Annotated in this window: 13 protein-coding genes; all 13 read left to right on the top strand. The window is 48.6% G+C overall.

Going from position 1 to position 16,524, the window contains the following annotated elements:
• Positions 1 to 360: 360 nt before the first annotated feature.
• A complete protein-coding gene (locus ACKKE8_RS14870) occupies positions 361 to 1,293 on the top strand; it encodes an ABC transporter permease (protein ID WP_409178807.1) in 933 nt (310 codons plus the stop codon).
• A 3-nt stretch (positions 1,294 to 1,296) separates the two neighbouring features.
• On the top strand, positions 1,297 to 2,241 hold the full coding sequence (locus ACKKE8_RS14875) for an ABC transporter permease (protein ID WP_409178808.1): 945 nt from the start codon (positions 1,297 to 1,299) through the stop codon (positions 2,239 to 2,241).
• A 28-nt stretch (positions 2,242 to 2,269) separates the two neighbouring features.
• Positions 2,270 to 3,289: an ABC transporter ATP-binding protein gene (locus ACKKE8_RS14880; RefSeq protein ID WP_409178809.1), complete on the top strand. Its 1,020-nt coding sequence runs from the start codon at positions 2,270 to 2,272 to the stop codon at positions 3,287 to 3,289.
• Positions 3,290 to 4,237 (top strand): ABC transporter ATP-binding protein, encoded by a 948-nt coding sequence (locus ACKKE8_RS14885; RefSeq protein WP_144615848.1) that lies wholly within the window; start codon positions 3,290 to 3,292, stop codon positions 4,235 to 4,237.
• Positions 4,238 to 4,273: 36 nt separating this feature from the next.
• On the top strand, positions 4,274 to 5,902 hold the full coding sequence (locus tag ACKKE8_RS14890) for a peptide ABC transporter substrate-binding protein (RefSeq protein WP_409178810.1): 1,629 nt from the start codon (positions 4,274 to 4,276) through the stop codon (positions 5,900 to 5,902).
• Between the two features lie 80 nt (positions 5,903 to 5,982).
• Complete coding sequence (locus ACKKE8_RS14895) at positions 5,983 to 7,785, top strand: S9 family peptidase (RefSeq protein ID WP_409178811.1); 1,803 nt, start codon at positions 5,983 to 5,985, stop codon at positions 7,783 to 7,785.
• Between the two features lie 5 nt (positions 7,786 to 7,790).
• Positions 7,791 to 9,806 (top strand): S9 family peptidase, encoded by a 2,016-nt coding sequence (locus tag ACKKE8_RS14900; RefSeq protein WP_409178812.1) that lies wholly within the window; start codon positions 7,791 to 7,793, stop codon positions 9,804 to 9,806.
• 12 nt (positions 9,807 to 9,818) lie between these two features.
• Complete coding sequence (locus tag ACKKE8_RS14905) at positions 9,819 to 11,198, top strand: M20/M25/M40 family metallo-hydrolase (RefSeq protein ID WP_409178813.1); 1,380 nt, start codon at positions 9,819 to 9,821, stop codon at positions 11,196 to 11,198.
• A 174-nt stretch (positions 11,199 to 11,372) separates the two neighbouring features.
• Positions 11,373 to 12,344, top strand: a complete 972-nt coding sequence (msrA, locus tag ACKKE8_RS14910) for a peptide-methionine (S)-S-oxide reductase MsrA (protein WP_409178814.1) — start codon at positions 11,373 to 11,375, stop codon at positions 12,342 to 12,344.
• A gap of 96 nt (positions 12,345 to 12,440) precedes the next feature.
• Positions 12,441 to 14,018 carry a glutathione ABC transporter substrate-binding protein gene (locus ACKKE8_RS14915; RefSeq protein WP_409178815.1) on the top strand — a complete coding sequence of 526 codons (1,578 nt, stop codon included), beginning with the start codon at positions 12,441 to 12,443 and terminating at the stop codon, positions 14,016 to 14,018.
• 96 nt (positions 14,019 to 14,114) lie between these two features.
• Positions 14,115 to 15,014: a D-alanyl-D-alanine carboxypeptidase family protein gene (locus tag ACKKE8_RS14920; protein ID WP_409178816.1), complete on the top strand. Its 900-nt coding sequence runs from the start codon at positions 14,115 to 14,117 to the stop codon at positions 15,012 to 15,014.
• 80 nt (positions 15,015 to 15,094) lie between these two features.
• Positions 15,095 to 15,742 carry a TetR/AcrR family transcriptional regulator gene (locus ACKKE8_RS14925; RefSeq protein WP_409178817.1) on the top strand — a complete coding sequence of 216 codons (648 nt, stop codon included), beginning with the start codon at positions 15,095 to 15,097 and terminating at the stop codon, positions 15,740 to 15,742.
• A 239-nt stretch (positions 15,743 to 15,981) separates the two neighbouring features.
• Positions 15,982 to 16,497, top strand: a complete 516-nt coding sequence (gene accB, locus ACKKE8_RS14930; protein ID WP_409178818.1) for an acetyl-CoA carboxylase biotin carboxyl carrier protein — start codon at positions 15,982 to 15,984, stop codon at positions 16,495 to 16,497.
• The last annotated feature ends 27 nt before the right edge of the window (positions 16,498 to 16,524 follow it).

The raw sequence follows: 16,524 nt of genomic DNA on the forward strand, positions 1-16,524 counted from the left end.
ACAATTCGTTAGGAAGGAGAACCATCCTTTTTTCGGCATTTTAGTATGCCAGTCTTTCTTATATATATAGAATATAACCCATCGGATGGGCAAGCGAGCTGTAGCGACCACGAAGCATTAAATAGGGATGCTTTAGGGAAAAATTCCGTATTAATCGTTGTATATTTGACAACTTTCAGCAAATTCCTTTATGAATCGATGTAAAAAATAAAAAAATCAGAATTGACATTAAATAATCACGGCACTATATTGTTGAATTAAGGAATGTTTTAGGTCAATTTCCGTTAAAGGTTTCTCAAAAGGAGGGTGCGTTGAATTTTCTTAATCTTTTTGCAAGTCTGGACTGGGGGGCTCGTATAGATGTCGCGTTATTTACTTAAAAGAATTCTGATGATGGTACTCACCTTGTGGATCATTGTAACGTTGACTTTTAGCTTGATGCATATGATCCCTGGTGATCCATTCGCGTCAGAGTCAGATCAGTTGCCCGAGCAAATTTTGTTGAATCTGCGTGCGAAATACAATCTGGATGAACCGCTGCCGATGCAGTATTTACTTTATCTAAAAAGTTTGGTCATGCTCGATTTAGGACCTTCTATTAAGTCGGAGACACGCGGTGTCAATGATATGATCAAAGATGGCTTCGGAGCATCTGCACTGATCGGTTTGCAGGCGATAGCGGTTGCCCTTTTTTTCGGACTTATATTCGGAACCATTGCGGCATTAAACCGAAATACCTGGATTGATTATGCGGCAATGGTCTTGGCCGTATTAGGAATTGCTGTACCCAGCTTCATCATGGCGCCATTGCTCATTAATTACTTGGCAATCAAATGGCCGTTGTTCCCAGTAGCTACGCTAACCAGCTGGAAACACTCGGTTCTGCCTTCACTCGCACTTGCTTTTGGACCATTAGCCATCATTACGCGCTATATGCGCACGAGCATGATCGACGTGATGAACCAGAATTACATACGGACCGCTGAGGCGAAAGGAATTCCGACTTTTCTGATAGTGATCAAGCATGGAATCCGCAACGCTATTTTGCCGATCGTCACGTTTATGGGACCGCTTATCGCGGGGTTGTTAACCGGAACGTTCGTCGTCGAAAAGATTTTTGCGGTACCGGGGATCGGCAAGTACTTCGTCGATGGCATTTTCAATCGAGATTATCCCGTTATTCTGGGAACGACAGTATTCTACAGTGCCATCCTGGTGCTCATTATCTTCTTGATTGATCTGGCCTATATGTTCATCGATCCACGAATCAAACTATCGAGTAGGGGGAGGTAGCCAATGGCGGTAGATCAATCAGTAAATGAGTTGTTTCGACCTAGAGCTCAAAAAGCAGATGGACAGATCGCCCAGATGCGACCGAGCCTGACTCATTTTCAACAAGTAACGAGAAAGCTCGTCAGAAACAAGCTGGCAATGGTGGGTTTGACCCTGATTGTTTTGCTGATTGCCATGGCGATCATTGGACCACATCTCGTTCCGTACAGCTATTCCGATCAGAGTCTCTTGAATGCGAATCAGGAAATTTCGAGCGAGCATTGGTTTGGGACAGATGAGCTGGGTCGAGACATGTTTTCACGAACATGGTACGGAGCGCAGATTTCACTGATTATCGGAATATCGGCAGCGTTAATTGACTTGGTCATCGGAGTGACTGTCGGCGGTATTGCCGGATACATGGCCGGTCGAGGTAAAAAGGGAGACCGAATCGATACCATCATCATGCGATTGATCGAGGTATTGTACGGACTGCCGTACCTGCTCGTGGTGATCATGCTGATGGTTGTCATGGAGCCTGGAATTGTTACCATCATTATCGCGTTGTCCGCAACCGGTTGGGTAGGGATGGCTCGTCTGGTTCGGGGACAAATCCTGCAATTGAAAAACCAGGAGTTCATCATGGCTGCGCAAGTGCTGGGTGCCAAATTCCCTCGCATTCTGTTACGCCACCTGATTCCAAACACCATCGGAGTCATCATCGTGAACCTGACGTTTACCATTCCGTCTGCGATATTTGCTGAATCTTTCCTCAGTTTTTTGGGATTGGGTGTGCAAGCGCCAATCGCTAGCTGGGGCACGATGACGAACGATGCACTCGGCGTCATTTTGACAGGGGATTGGTGGAGACTTTTCTTCCCGGCCCTGATGATTTCTTTGACGATGTTTGCCTTCAACGTCTTCGGTGATGGCTTGCAGGACGCATTGGACCCAAGAATTCGCGAGTAACCTCGCCACGCAGATAGGAGGATCAGACATGGCGGATCATTTGCTACAAGTAGAAAACCTCCGCGTACATTTCAAAACGTACGGTGGAGAGGTACAGGCTGTACGGGGAGTTACCTTTCATGTTGATCGTGGCGAGACGCTTGCGGTAGTAGGAGAGAGCGGTTGTGGGAAGAGTGTAACCGCCCAAGCGATCATGGGCTTGATCCCGAACCCGCCGGGAAGAATCGTGGATGGTCAAATTCGTTTTGACGGAAAAGTCATCACCGGGATGAGCAAGAAGGAATTGCTTTCGGTTCGTGGAGCTGAGATCGGGATGGTCTTCCAGGACCCAATGACGGCACTGAACCCGACGATGAAGGTCGGCGCCCAGATCGTCGAGGGCTTTGTTCGTACCCATCAGGTCAGCAAAGAAGAGGCACGTAAAAAAGCGATGGAGATGCTTCGACTGGTCGGTATCCCCGATCCGGAAAAAAGGGTCGATCAATATCCGCATGAGTTCTCCGGGGGAATGCGGCAACGTGTTGTCATCGCGATTGCACTCGCCAATAACCCCAAACTCGTGATTGCTGATGAACCGACGACAGCATTGGATGTAACGATTCAAGCACAAATCTTGGACTTGCTCCGAGAATTGCAGGAGCATCAGCAGCTGTCCATCGTGATGATTACACATGACTTGGGTGTCGTAGCCGAAATCGCGCACCGGGCCGTAGTTATGTATGCAGGAATTGTTGTGGAAACAGGCAAGGTAGAGGATATTTTCGCAAATCCGAAGCATCCGTACACATGGGGCTTGATGCGCTCTCTGCCGCGGATCGATGGCGTGGAAAAGGAACGACTGGTACCGATTGAGGGAACGCCGCCAGATTTATTCCACCCACCAAAAGGTTGTCCGTTCGCTCCGCGTTGTCAGTTTGCGATGGAATTATGCGAGCAGCAAATGCCGGACGCTTCCACATTCACCGAGGGTCACCAAGCAGCATGCTGGCTACATGATCCACGGGCACCGAAGCTGGAAGAACTGGTGGCAGCAGGGAGGCAGACGTAGATGAGCCAAGCGTTGGTTGAAGTCAAAAATCTAAAAAAGCATTTTGAGATCGGCAATGGGATTACGCTAAAGGCAGTCGACGGCGTGACCTTCACCATTAATCGTGGCGAGACGCTCGGGCTTGTCGGAGAGAGCGGCTGCGGTAAGTCGACGTTGGGCAGAACGATGATTCGCCTCTATGAAAATACAGATGGAGAAGTTTTGTTCAAAGGTAAAAATGCACACCGCCTAAAAGGGAAAGATGCAGAGCAGTTCCACCGCGACGTCCAAATGATTTTTCAAGACCCACAAGCAAGTCTGAATCCGCGCATGACCGTCATGGACATCATTGCGGAGGGCTTGGATATTCACGGCTTGTCTCGTGGTGCAAGAGCGGATCGGGTCAAAGAATTGCTGGAGCTGGTTGGTTTGTCTAAGGAACATGCGAACCGATTCCCTCATGAATTCAGCGGAGGCCAAAGACAGCGGATCGGGATTGCCCGGGCACTTGCGGTTGAACCGGAATTTATCATCGCGGATGAACCGATTTCGGCGCTTGATGTGTCGATTCAAGCGCAGGTCGTGAATCTATTAGAAGACTTGCAGCAGGACAGAGGGCTGACTTACTTGTTTATCGCCCACGATCTGTCCATGGTGAAGCACATTTCCACTCGAATCGGAGTGATGTACCTCGGCAAAATGGTAGAAATGGCAAACAGCTTCGAGCTGTATGCAAAGCCACTTCATCCATATACACAAGCGTTGCTGTCCTCGATTCCGATTCCTGATCCGACGATCAAGCGGGAGCGCATCATTTTGCAGGGCGATTTGCCGAGTCCTGCCAACGCTCCAAGCGGTTGTGTTTTCCGAACAAGATGTCCAAAGGCCATGGAGCAATGCGCGGCACAGATTCCTGAATGGCAGGAAGCCGCACCGAACCATTGGGTTGCTTGTCATCTCTATCAGTAGTTCGATTTTCTATCTTAAAATATAGGGGGAAACAACGTGAAGAAATTAGCTGCCTTTGCCCTGTCACTCTCGCTCGTCATTCCGGCTCTGGCTGGTTGCGGCGGTAGTGGCGAGTCAGCATCGACTGGAGGTACCACTACCCCAGGCGCTGCTGCCAAACAAGAAGTCGTGTTCAATGCTAAGTCCGAGCCACCAGATTTGAACCCACTCACGTCAACGGATACGACGTCCTTCTGGATCATGGATCACTTGGGGGAAGGTTTGTACACCAAGGACAAGGATGGCAATCCAATCTTGGGAGTAGCCAAGGAAGTGAAGCTGTCGGACGACAAGCTGAAGTACACGTTCATATTGCGAGATGATGCGAAGTGGACCAATGGTGAGCCGGTTACCGCAGAGGATTTTGCCTACACGTATATGAAGCATCTTGATCCGGCAACAGCTTCTACCTCTGCTTATCTGCTCTACTACATCAAAGGTGGAGAAGCGTACAATAAGGGTACTGGAAAAGCAGAAGATGTAGGCATCAAGGCAGTCGATGCAAAAACGCTCGAAATCGAGCTGGTCGCACCTACCTCGTACTTTGACAAAATGCTGGCTACCCGTTACTGGCACCCAATTAACAAGAAGCAAGCAGAAGCGAATCCAAAATGGGCAGCAAATTCGGACAGCTACATCTCCAACGGCGCTTACAAGCTCGTTTCCTGGAAGCATGACTCCGAGCTCGTGATTGAAAAGAACGAGCATTATTGGAACAAAGCTGACGTAAAAATGGATAAGATCACCTGGAAAATGGTGAATGACGCCACGACTGCTTATCAGATGTACAAGAGTGGTGAGCTCGACTTCAATAAAGAGATGCCATCTGACATCCTAGCGCAAGAAAAATCGAGCCCAGATTTCAAATCCGTTCCTTACTATGGAACGTACATGTACATGTTTAACGTAACGAAAGAACCGTTTACGAATAAAAAGGTTCGCAAAGCTTTCGCCATGTCGCTCGACCGTAAAGCGCTGTCCGAAATGGTAAGCCAAGGTGGAGAGACACCAGCCTACTCCATGGTACCTCGCGGAGCGATGCAACCAAACGGAAAAGACTTCCGCGAAGAGGGCGGAGACTACTTCAAAGAAGATTACGAAGCAGCGAAGAAGCTGCTGGCTGAAGGTATGCAAGAAGAAGGCTGGTCCACACTGCCAGAAGTTACACTCATGTACAACACCGATGAAAGCCACAAGAAAATAGCGCAAGCGATCCAAGAAATGCTCAAGAAAAACTTGGGCGTAGAAGTGAAAATGACAAACCAAGAGTGGAAAGTGTATCTGGATACAACGAAACAAAAGAACTATCAGATGGGCCGTATGGGCTGGGTAGGTCAAATCAACGACCCTGCATTTAACCTTGACTACTATTTGGGTGAAAGCCCGAACAACCGTACTGGTTGGGTGAACAAAGAGTATGATCAGTTGAATATGGCGGCAAAAGTTGAGCAAGACCCGAACAAGCGTATGGAACTGCTTCACCAGGCAGAAGCCATTTTGATGGATGAAATGCCGTTCATTCCAGTCTACCACTACCAACAAAACTATTTGGTGAAACCGAATCTGGAAGGTCTCACTTTCCCAGTCAACGCGTTCCCAAGCGCTCGCTGGGCAACCAAAAAATAGAAAAAAAGAGGAGCTTCTCCTCTTTTTTCTCTTTACATACTCCAACGTTCATCTAGCAAAAGAGGAAAGGATGATTTCTCGTGATTTTGGACTATCTGCAAGTGAAATCCGCGTATCAATTGAAGGTGGTACCGCAGCGTAGAGAGATTACCTTTTTAACGAAGCTGACAGGTATTGCGCAGTTGTGGCGCTGGAATGAAGAGTCCAACCACTCGGAGCAAGTGACCTTTTTGCCTGATCGTGTGGTAGAAGTTGACCATTCCCCATGCGGAACGAAAACGATTGTCGGTATGGACAACAAGGGAGACGAGCGACAGCAGTTCTTTTTGCTAACGGAAAATGGTGCAGTCGTGAAGCCGCTGACAGACGCTCCCGATTACTTTCACTATTTGGGAGGCTGGTCTCCGTGTGGGCAAAAGATCGCGTGGTCCAGCAATCGTCGCAATCCACGCTGCTTTGATATTTTTGTACAGGATGTCGAGAGTGGTGCGTATGAGGAAGTCTTCCGCTATGATGGGCGCACAGATCCAATCGGCTGGCTGCCAGACGGGACAGGACTCATTTTCAGCGTGCAGGAGACCAACATTGACAATTGTCTGTATTTGTTGAATCTGCAAACAAAGAAAGCACAAAAGCTCGCCATTTGCAGCAAACATGCGCGCTATCATTCCTTGGTACTGTCTAAAGACGGCCATACGGGATATCTCGTAACCGACCGCGATGAAAACACGAAAGCGTTGTGCCGCTTTTCACTGCGTACAGGAGAGCTGGACAAACTGGTGCACGACCCGAAATGGGACATGGAGGAGGCCAAATTATCCCCCGACGAGACGCTTCTTGCCTTCACGATCAATGAAGGAGGCTACTCCGTTCTTGCTCTTTATTCCTTGACAGAGCAACGCTGGGAGCGGGTGGAGGAAGCGCCCCGTGGAGTGATCTCTTCCTTGGCGTGGGTGAGTGATGATCAGCTCGCTTTTACACTGAAAAGTCCTACGCTTCCAGGTGACATCTGGACGTATACCATTTCGGAGCAAACCAGCAGACGTGTAACGAACATCGGTCAATCCAATGCTCTGGAAGACAAACTCATCGAGCCGGAATTGTGCACCTTTCCCTCTTTTGATGGCTTGGAAGTGCCGTATTTCCTCTACGCCAAAAATACATCTGAACATGCCGAGAAAAAACCAGTTGTCGTCTACGTCCATGGCGGGCCAGAGAGCCAAATTCGTCCGGAGTATCATCCTGTTTTTCAATTTTTGGCGAACGAAGGCTTTACGGTGGTAGCGCCGAATGTTCGCGGCAGCATGGGATACGGTCGGGAATATGTCCAGCTCGATGATCGTCGCAAGCGGATGGATTCTGTAGCAGATTTGGCTTGGCTGGTCAAAGATTTAGGCAACCGTCCAAGCGTTGACCCGAATGCGATCGGCATCATGGGTCGCAGTTACGGAGGCTTCATGACACTGGCTGCGCTTACGCATTACCCTGATCTGTGGGCCGCAGGTGTTGATATTGTGGGGATTTCCCACTTCAAAACCTTTCTGGAGAACACCGGGGCATGGAGACGGAGATTGCGTGAGGTGGAGTACGGGTTCCTCGGCGAAGACGATGACTTTTTTGAAGACATTGCTCCTTTGAATCATTCCCATAAGATCACGGCTCCGCTTCTCGTATTCCACGGGCGCAATGATACGCGTGTTCCTGTCAGTGAAGCAGAACAGCTCGTAGCAGACATGAGGGGCAGAGGACAAGAAGTCGATTTGCACATTTTTGAGGATGAAGGCCACTTTACAGAAAAGCTGGACAATCACATCACGTTGAATCAAAAAATTTCCCAGTTCTTTTTGGAGCAACTTGCATCCACCAATAAAATCGAGGAGTGATTAGCATGACGCAAACAAAAAGAGGCATAACGGCTGAAGATTTGTATCAAATGCGGTACGCGAGCGATCCGCAGCTGTCACCAGACGGAAAAACGCTTGCATATGTGGAAAATCAAGTCGATGAGTCCCATGCTTACCAAAATCACTTGTATTTACGCAAATTGGATGCAAATGATCCACAGCCATTGACGTCTGGCTCCCGCGACACCTTTCCACGCTGGTCGCCGGATGGTTCAAAGATTAGCTTTGTTTCGAATCGATCTGGAAAACCACAGATTTGGCTGATCGATGCAAGCGGAGGAGAAGCAAGGCAGCTCACGCGTTGCAAAAACGGCGTCAGCAATCCGACTTGGTCACCTGATGGCACATACATTGTCTTCGCGTCGCTCCTGGATGAGGGTGAAACATTCGCGGACCTTGAGGGAACCGAGGAGAAAGAAAATGCCAAAGCCATTCATGTCGGAAGATTGAAGTACAAATCCGATGATCTCGGGTTCATTTACGAGAAAAACAAGCAGCTGGCCATCGTTCATGTAGAAACAGGCGAGGTTACAGCACTCAGCGATGGCCCGTACAATCATACGATTGGCTCCTGGTCACCGGATGGAAAATGGCTCGCGATTACGGCGAACCGAGCAGAAGACCCTGATTTTCAGCATAGTGTTGACGTTTTTCTCATCCCTTCTGAAGGGGGAGAATGGAAAAAGCTGACCAACAGCAAGGGGACCTTTGCCTATCCAACCTGGTCACATGATGGTAAGAAGCTAGCGTATATCGGAAGTGAATTGGACACGCATTTGTACGCAGCGCAGAAGCGCATCTGGGTGTATGATTTTGAAAAGGGCGACTATACTTGCATCACAGCGGATTGGGACGTTCAGGTTGGCGATTCCACCATCGGAGACATGCGTTCGCCAGGTCACCCCAATCCGGGCGCAGTATGGACAGCGGACGGAGCAGGCATGTATTTCATCGCCAGCGAACGAGGAAATTCCGGTATTTATCACGTAACGCTGGACGGACAAATCACGAATGTTGTAGCGGGAAATCGGAATATTTACGGCTTTTCGCTGCATGAAAACGAACAAACGGTGGTTGCTGCTATCAGTGATCCGTTTACGCCGGGCGACTTATATCAAGTAAGTCTGAAAGACGGAGAAGAAAAACGTCTAACAGCGCTGAACGAAGAGCTATTTGCGGGCATTGAGCTCCCTGTTCCAGAAGAAATGGAGTTTGTCGCGAAGGATGGCTGGAAGTTGCACGGTTGGATGCTCAAGCCTGTCGGTTTTGAAGAAGGAAAAAAATATCCGATGGTTCTGCAAATTCATGGCGGGCCTCACTCCATGTACGGAAATACGTTTTTCCACGAGTTCCAGCTGCTCGCTGCAAAAGGCTACGCCGTACTCTATACGAATCCGAGAGGGAGCTTTGGCTATGGAGAGCGTTTTGTTCAGGCGTGCTGCGGAGACTATGGAGGAGACGATTATCGCGATTTGATGACGGCCGTGCAATATGCATGCGATCATTTCGATTTTGTCGATGAGGACCGTTTGGGTGTCGCAGGCGGTAGCTACGGTGGCTTCATGACGAACTGGATCGTCGGTAAAACCAATCGATTCAAAGCAGGTGTAACAGACCGTAGTATTTGCAACTGGGTAAGCTTTTACGGTGTCAGCGATATCGGTTACTACTTCAGTGCCGAAGAGATTCAGGCAAATCCATTCACGAATCCGGAAAAAATGTGGCAGCATTCACCGATTCGCTTGGTAGAGAACATCGAGACACCTCTGCTGATCATGCATGGAGAACACGACTACCGTTGCCCAATCGAGCAGGCCGAGCAGCTATATGTAACATTGAAGCATCAAGGCAAGGCTCCGGTGTCGTTTGTCCGTTTCCCGGGTGCCAGTCATGAGCTTTCCCGCAGTGGTGATCCTGAGCAACGCGTGTTGAGACTGCAATATACGACGGATTGGTTTGACACTTATTTGGTTGCACACCAAAAAGCGAAAGTCGAATAGGAGGTACCCTTTGTGAATAAAGAACAAGTCGTAGGCATTGTGCAAGAAAACTTGCCACATGCAATCGAGAAGCTGAAGCAATATTTGCGTTTTCCAACCGTATCCGCACAGCATAAGGCCATCCCAGAGACGGTTGAATACGTGGTAAAGATGATTCATGAGGTCGGCGGAGAGACAAAGGTACTCGACAAGCTTGGCGGCAATCCAGTCGTGTATGCGTTTTTTGCAGCAGGCAGTGAGGGAGACGCCAGCAAAACAATCTTGTTTTACGATCACTACGATGTGCAACCACCTGAACCGTTTCATGAGTGGAACACGGAGCCGTTCGATCCTACGATAATCGATGGAAAGCTGTATGCGCGTGGTGCTGCCGACAATAAAGGTGATCTCGTTGCGCGTCTGACGGCGATTCACATTTTGCAGCAGCAAAAGGGCGGTTTGCCTTGCAACATCAAGTTCCTGATCGAAGGAGAAGAAGAGATCGGCAGCCCGAATCTGGAGCCATATCTTCGAGAGTACAAGGATCTTTTCCAGGCGGATGCCTGCATTTGGGAATTCGGTGGAAAGGACGAAAATGAGCGAATCAGCATGGTTGCCGGAATCAAAGGAATGGCGTACCTTGAGCTGACATGCGTTGGGGCAGAGATCGACATGCACTCCTCTGTCGGTGCGTATGTAGACAATGCAGCATGGCGCTTGGTACAGGCATTGGCTACGATGAAAAATCAACAAAACGAGATTTTGGTCGAAGGTTTCTTCGATGGGATCGAGGAACCGACAGTAGATGAAAAGAAAGTCGTTTCCGAATTGCCGTTCAGTGAAGAGGCGACAGCAGCGCTATACGGTTTGAAACGCCCATTAATTACGGCGGTAAATAATGTGGACCCAAGAGAAGCCATGGTTTTCCACCCGACGATGACCATTTGCGGTCTGGATAGCGGCTATACAGGAGAGGGCGCGAAGACAGTGCTGCCGAAAAGCGCGAAGGCCAAGTTGGATTGCCGCCTTGTCCCAGGACAAGATCCACAGCACATCATGAATTGCATCGAGAATCATTTGGAGAAGCATGGTTTTACGGATATTACCGTCACCATGATCAACGGACAAAAAGCGTATCGCTCCGATTTCCACCATCCATTTGTTGCTCATGTGCTGGATTCTGCTCGCGTCATTTACGATCATGAACCAGTGCTTTCTCCAAACGCGGCAGGCACGGGTCCGATGTATATTTTCGGGGAACAGCTGAAGCTTCCTGTTGTCAGTACAGGGGTAGGCTGGGTTGGCTGCAAAGTACATGCGCCGAACGAATCCATCCGTTTGAAAGACTTCGAGGAAGGCATTGCCCATATGGTTGTCATGCTCTCTGGATTTGCCAAAGCGCTGTCAGAGTAGCAACGTACGAGTGAAGGATCATGCAATCCTATAGGGAAAAGGGGACCTTACGTGTAAAAAGGTCTCCTTTTCTATTTGGAACCTCCTCGCAGCACTTCCAGAGTGGACTTTGCTTTTGCAAACCATGTACAATCGTAAATGATAGTGTACATACATTTACAGGAGGCGAAATGCGTGAACAGCGATACACATCCATTCGAAATCGCAACCTTTGCAGGCGGATGCTTCTGGTGCATGGTCAGTCCGTTTGACAAGATGCCAGGCATTGAAAAAGTCGTCTCCGGCTATACAGGCGGTCATGTCGAATACCCAACCTATGAACAGGTATGCTCTGATACGACGGGACACTATGAAGCGGTCCAAATCACATATGATCCGTCGCTCATCTCATACGAGGAATTGCTACAAATGTTTTGGAGACAAATCGATCCGACTGACGCTGGTGGTCAATTCGGTGATCGAGGTCAATCGTATGCGCCAGCGATCTTCTATCATAATGAAGAGCAAGAAAGGCTTGCGCAAAAATCCAAGCAAGATCTGGATGCTAGCGGTCGTTTCCAAAAGCCCATTGCAACGCTGATTTTGCCAGCCAAGCCGTTCTATCCGGCGGAGGAATATCATCAGGACTACTATAAGAAAAATCCGGTCCGCTACCAATACTACCGCGCGGCATCAGGCAGAGCGAAATTCACCAAGGAAGCATGGCGCGACCGTGCGAAGCAAGAAGGATTGAAAAAAATCTTGACCCCGCTCCAGTACGAGGTGACGCAAAATAACGGGACAGAACGTCCATTTACGAACGAATTCTGGGATCACAAGGAAGAGGGCATCTACGTAGACATCGTCTCCAACGAGCCTTTGTTCAGTTCCTTGGACAAGTTCGATTCCGGCTGCGGGTGGCCATCCTTTACCAAGCCATTGCAAGAGGAAAACGTAACCGAGCATGTGGATTTGACACATAATATGATTCGTACAGAGGTTCGCAGCAAAGATGCAGATTCTCATCTCGGTCACGTTTTCGAGGACGGTCCTGGAGAGAATGGATTGCGCTACTGCATCAATTCAGCTGCATTGCGCTTCATTCCAAAGGATCGCTTGGAGGAAGAAGGCTTCGGGGAGTTTAAGCGATTATTTGCAAAAGAATAGAGTGTGGACCGCTACTCTCTGGGAAACATGGGAGAAGGGCGGTCTTTTTGCTAAACCTACAACTAGGGAAACTTAAGAGCATGCAGGGAGGGTCCAATGTACACACAGACATCCTTTCACAGACGAATTGGACTGTTACTCGCAGCAATCATGGTTATAGCAGGCTGTTCTTTCGGTCAGGAGCCGCCTCACAACAATCAAATCGTACCGACACCCCAAAACGTTGCTGAGGGTGGGACGTTAATCATTGCACGTATGTCGGATGCCGCAAATCTCGATCCCCATTTTATTTTGACGATCAATGAGGCGAGTGTCGTCCAAGGTAAAGTATATGAGGGGCTCGTCAAACGAGATCGGAACATGAACATTCAGCCACAGCTGGCAACGTCATGGGAACAAATCGATGATCTTACTTGGGAGTTTACTCTCCGACAAGGTGTTGTTTTTCACGATGGGACGCCCTTTGCTGCACAGGCAGTCAAGAAAACATTTGATCGCGTATTAGATCCAGGGGTGGCTTCTCCTCGGGCAGCCATGTTCGAAAAAGTAAAACAGGTAAGGGTCATCGATCCTTACAGAGTGCAATTCATTCTTCATAAGCCATTTGCGCCTTTGCTTTCTATATTGGCCAGTCACGAGGGGAGCATCATCAGCCCCACTGCGATCGATAAATACGGACGGGAATTATCGCATCACCCGGTTGGTACTGGCCCTTATCAGTTCCAATCATGGGAGCCTGGCAGTCAAATCACGCTGAGCAAACACCAGGCCTATTGGGGCGAGGCTGCTACACTTGATCAAATCGGCTTCAAGGTTGTTCCCGATGATGCAGCTCGCATTGCGATGGTCGAGAATGGAGAAGCACATATTGCAGAGTCCATCCCTGTCATGGAGCTGGGTCAGATTCAAGCGTCCAACCAAATGCGTGTGTACCGCAGTGATGCGCTTGGGACGGAGTTTATCGGTTTTAATGTAGCACGTCCACCACTGAATGATATCCGTGTGAGGAAAGCCATCAGTATGGCGATCGAGACGGGAGCGATCATTAAAGGGGTGTATAACAATGTGGGAACAAAGGCGAACTCACCGATTGGACCGCATGTGTTCGGCTACAGTCCGACTGTGAAAAGCTACCCGTACGACATCAACCAAGCTCGTCGTTTGCTCGCAGAGGCGGGCTATCCAGATGGTTTTCCGATTCAAATGATTACCTACAACAGACAGGATCGAATCTTGGTTGCCCAAGTGATCCGGTCGCAATTAAAAGGGATCGGCATCGACGCGGAGCTAAAAATCGTCAGCTATGATGAGTTTGTCCGAACCATTGAGCAAACGAAGGATCATGAGATTTTTGTCAGTGGCTGGGCAAATGCAACCGGGGATGCCGATTACAATCAGTATAATTTGTTTCATACATCGGGTGGCGGGGCTGGCAACAGTTTTCAATACAGCAATCCCGAGCTGGATCGTCTCATCGAGGCTGGTCGTATCGAAACAAATCCTGCGAAAAGACTTGCCATCTACGCAAAAGCACAAGAAGTGGAGCTGCAAGATGCTTTGGTCGTGCCGATTCGCAATCTGGAGAATTTGGCTGTGATTAGCAACCAGATTCAGGGCTTCTCCATCAGTCCAGCGGGTTACCTGAATATCGATCAGGTCGTGATTTCTCGATAAAACATGTAACGAAACGCCGGTCAATTATGTCATAATAGGTACGTACTTTTATTACCTACATAATTGGATCAGCTCCAAAACGAAAGGAACGTTACAATGAGAAGTTTTCGCCACCGGCTTTTGCATCCGCTCGTACTCGTAACGGCAATGACATTTGTGTTGTCTGGATGTAACAGTACAGCTGCTCCACAAGAACCACAGACACCACCATCCGTGGAGACGCCAGCTCCTCCAAAGAAAGAAGAGAAGCCAAAGGAGGAGACCACGCCTCCACCGACTGAAACACCAAAGCAAGAACAACCAGAGCAACCCCAGAAAGCGAAACCAACCGAAACGAAGCCGGCAGAAAAGCCACCAGCGGGTCAGCCACCTGAGCTGTCGTTCCCGGACATCGAGGTCGTGGGTGAGCCTGAGAGCGTTGCTGTACTGGTGAACAAACAACGCAAGCTTCCGGAGAACTATCAGCCAAATGATTTAGTGTTTCCAAACGTTCCTTACTTGCTCCCTGAAAAGAGCGAGAAACGCAAATTGCGCAAAGAAGCAGCTGGTGCGCTTGAGCAGTTATTTTCAGCAGCTCAGGCTGACGGTGTCCAGTTGGCTGGCGTATCTGCGTATCGTTCCCACGCCTATCAGAAAGCACTGTTTAATCGCTATGTAAAAAAAGACGGCGTAGAGAAGGCGCGGACGTACAGCGCGGTTCCAGGTACGAGTGAGCATGAGACGGGACTCGCGATTGATGTCTCCGGTAAGGATGGCAAATGCGCAGCAACGAGCTGCTTTGCCGGAACCAAAGAGGCGAAGTGGCTGGATGAAAACGTCGAGAAGTTTGGATTTATCATTCGCTACCCAGAGGGAAAAGACGCGATTACTGGCTATATTTATGAGCCGTGGCATTTGCGTTATGTAGGTGTCGAGATTGCCCAAGAAATCGGAGAAAAAGGGATTACGCTTGAAGAATATTCAGGTGCCGTGCCTGTTTCCACACCAACGAATTAAGGAAGAAACGCCGATCTCTCACCGAAGAGAATCGGCGTTTTTGCTATGTAGTTATGCTATAATGTTCACGGGTGAAGATAATGGCCGAAAAATCAATTAGAGAACGTATTATTGAAACATCCATGCGCTTGTTTGAAGCAAATGGCTACCACAAAGTGACGGTGGATCAAATTGTGAAAGAAAGCGGAACGTCAAAGGGAGGATTTTATCACAACTTCAAATCAAAAGATGAACTCCTCTACATCATTCATGATCAATTTATTACGTATGTGCTGGAGAAAGCAGAGGAAGCTTACGAGAAGTGGGATACCCCGACGGAGCGACTCCAAGCCATCGTAAAATCCTTCGTCATGATGATTGATCTGTACCGCTCGCAGGTTACGATCTTTTATCAGGAAAGCTTGTTTTTAGCTCCGGAGTACTACACTGATATTGAAACGAAACGAGATCGCTATAAAAAAATCATGTTCACCGTCATTTCGGACGGGATCGAATCGGATGAGTTCCGCCCGGAGCTGCCTGTGCCGATTGTGTCCATGGCTATCTTTGGCATGGTGAACTGGATTTACAAATGGTATCAAAAGTCAGGGACGTACTCGATCGAGCAAATCGCGGATATTTATGCAGATATGGTTCTTCATTCCGTTTTGAAATCAGAATCGATGGAAAACCCGGCATTTCAACGTTTTTTCCTGCAATCACAAGAAAATCCCTTCAATCCATTGTAGGGGTGCAAACAAGGATCATGCGGCTACACTCAAGCTTTTCGATAGGAGACAGGGGCATAGTCGCTTGATGGTCCCTTATAAATTACCTCAATCAGACCAACTAGTTGGTCTGTACTAGTATTCTGACATTTGTTATAATATCGAAAAGACCAACTGGTCGGTCTTGCACAATCACTTCAGACCAACTAGTCGGTTCGTGAGATTGTGCCAGTCAGATTCGGAATAGGGGAGGAAAATTCGTGCTTACCATTTACGAATTACGAGAACTTGTGAAGCTATTGGAGCAGACGGACATAGAATCTTTTGAGGTAAACGATGAAGATTCTTCTTTGCGAATCAAACGAAGAAATGGGAATCAAGTCACAGCCATACATCAGCCCCCCGTACAAGCCAAAAGCGTACCAATCGTGACGGCGGCACCCGTTGTACCTCTGTCTAAAAAAGAAACGATTGAGCGCCCGGTCGAAAAAGTCCAGGTGGAAGCGCCTCAGAAATCGGCGGAAGTGACGGAAAACTTGTACAAAATCACTTCTCCCATGGTCGGAACCTTCTATGCAGCACCTGCAGTTGACGCAGCACCATATGTGTCTGTAAATGATCGGGTAGAGCCAACTACCATTGTCTGTATTGTCGAAGCCATGAAGCTGTTTAACGAGATTGAAGCAGAAGTAAAAGGAGAGATTGTCCAAGTCTTGGTGGAAAACGGTCAGTTGGTCGAGCATGGACAGCCGTTATTCCTGGTGAAGCAAGCGTAATGGAGCAGCTTTTAAGGGGAGGACTGG

The organism is Brevibacillus fortis, from assembly GCF_046196545.1.
In the GTDB taxonomy this organism is placed as follows: domain Bacteria; phylum Bacillota; class Bacilli; order Brevibacillales; family Brevibacillaceae; genus Brevibacillus; species Brevibacillus fortis_A.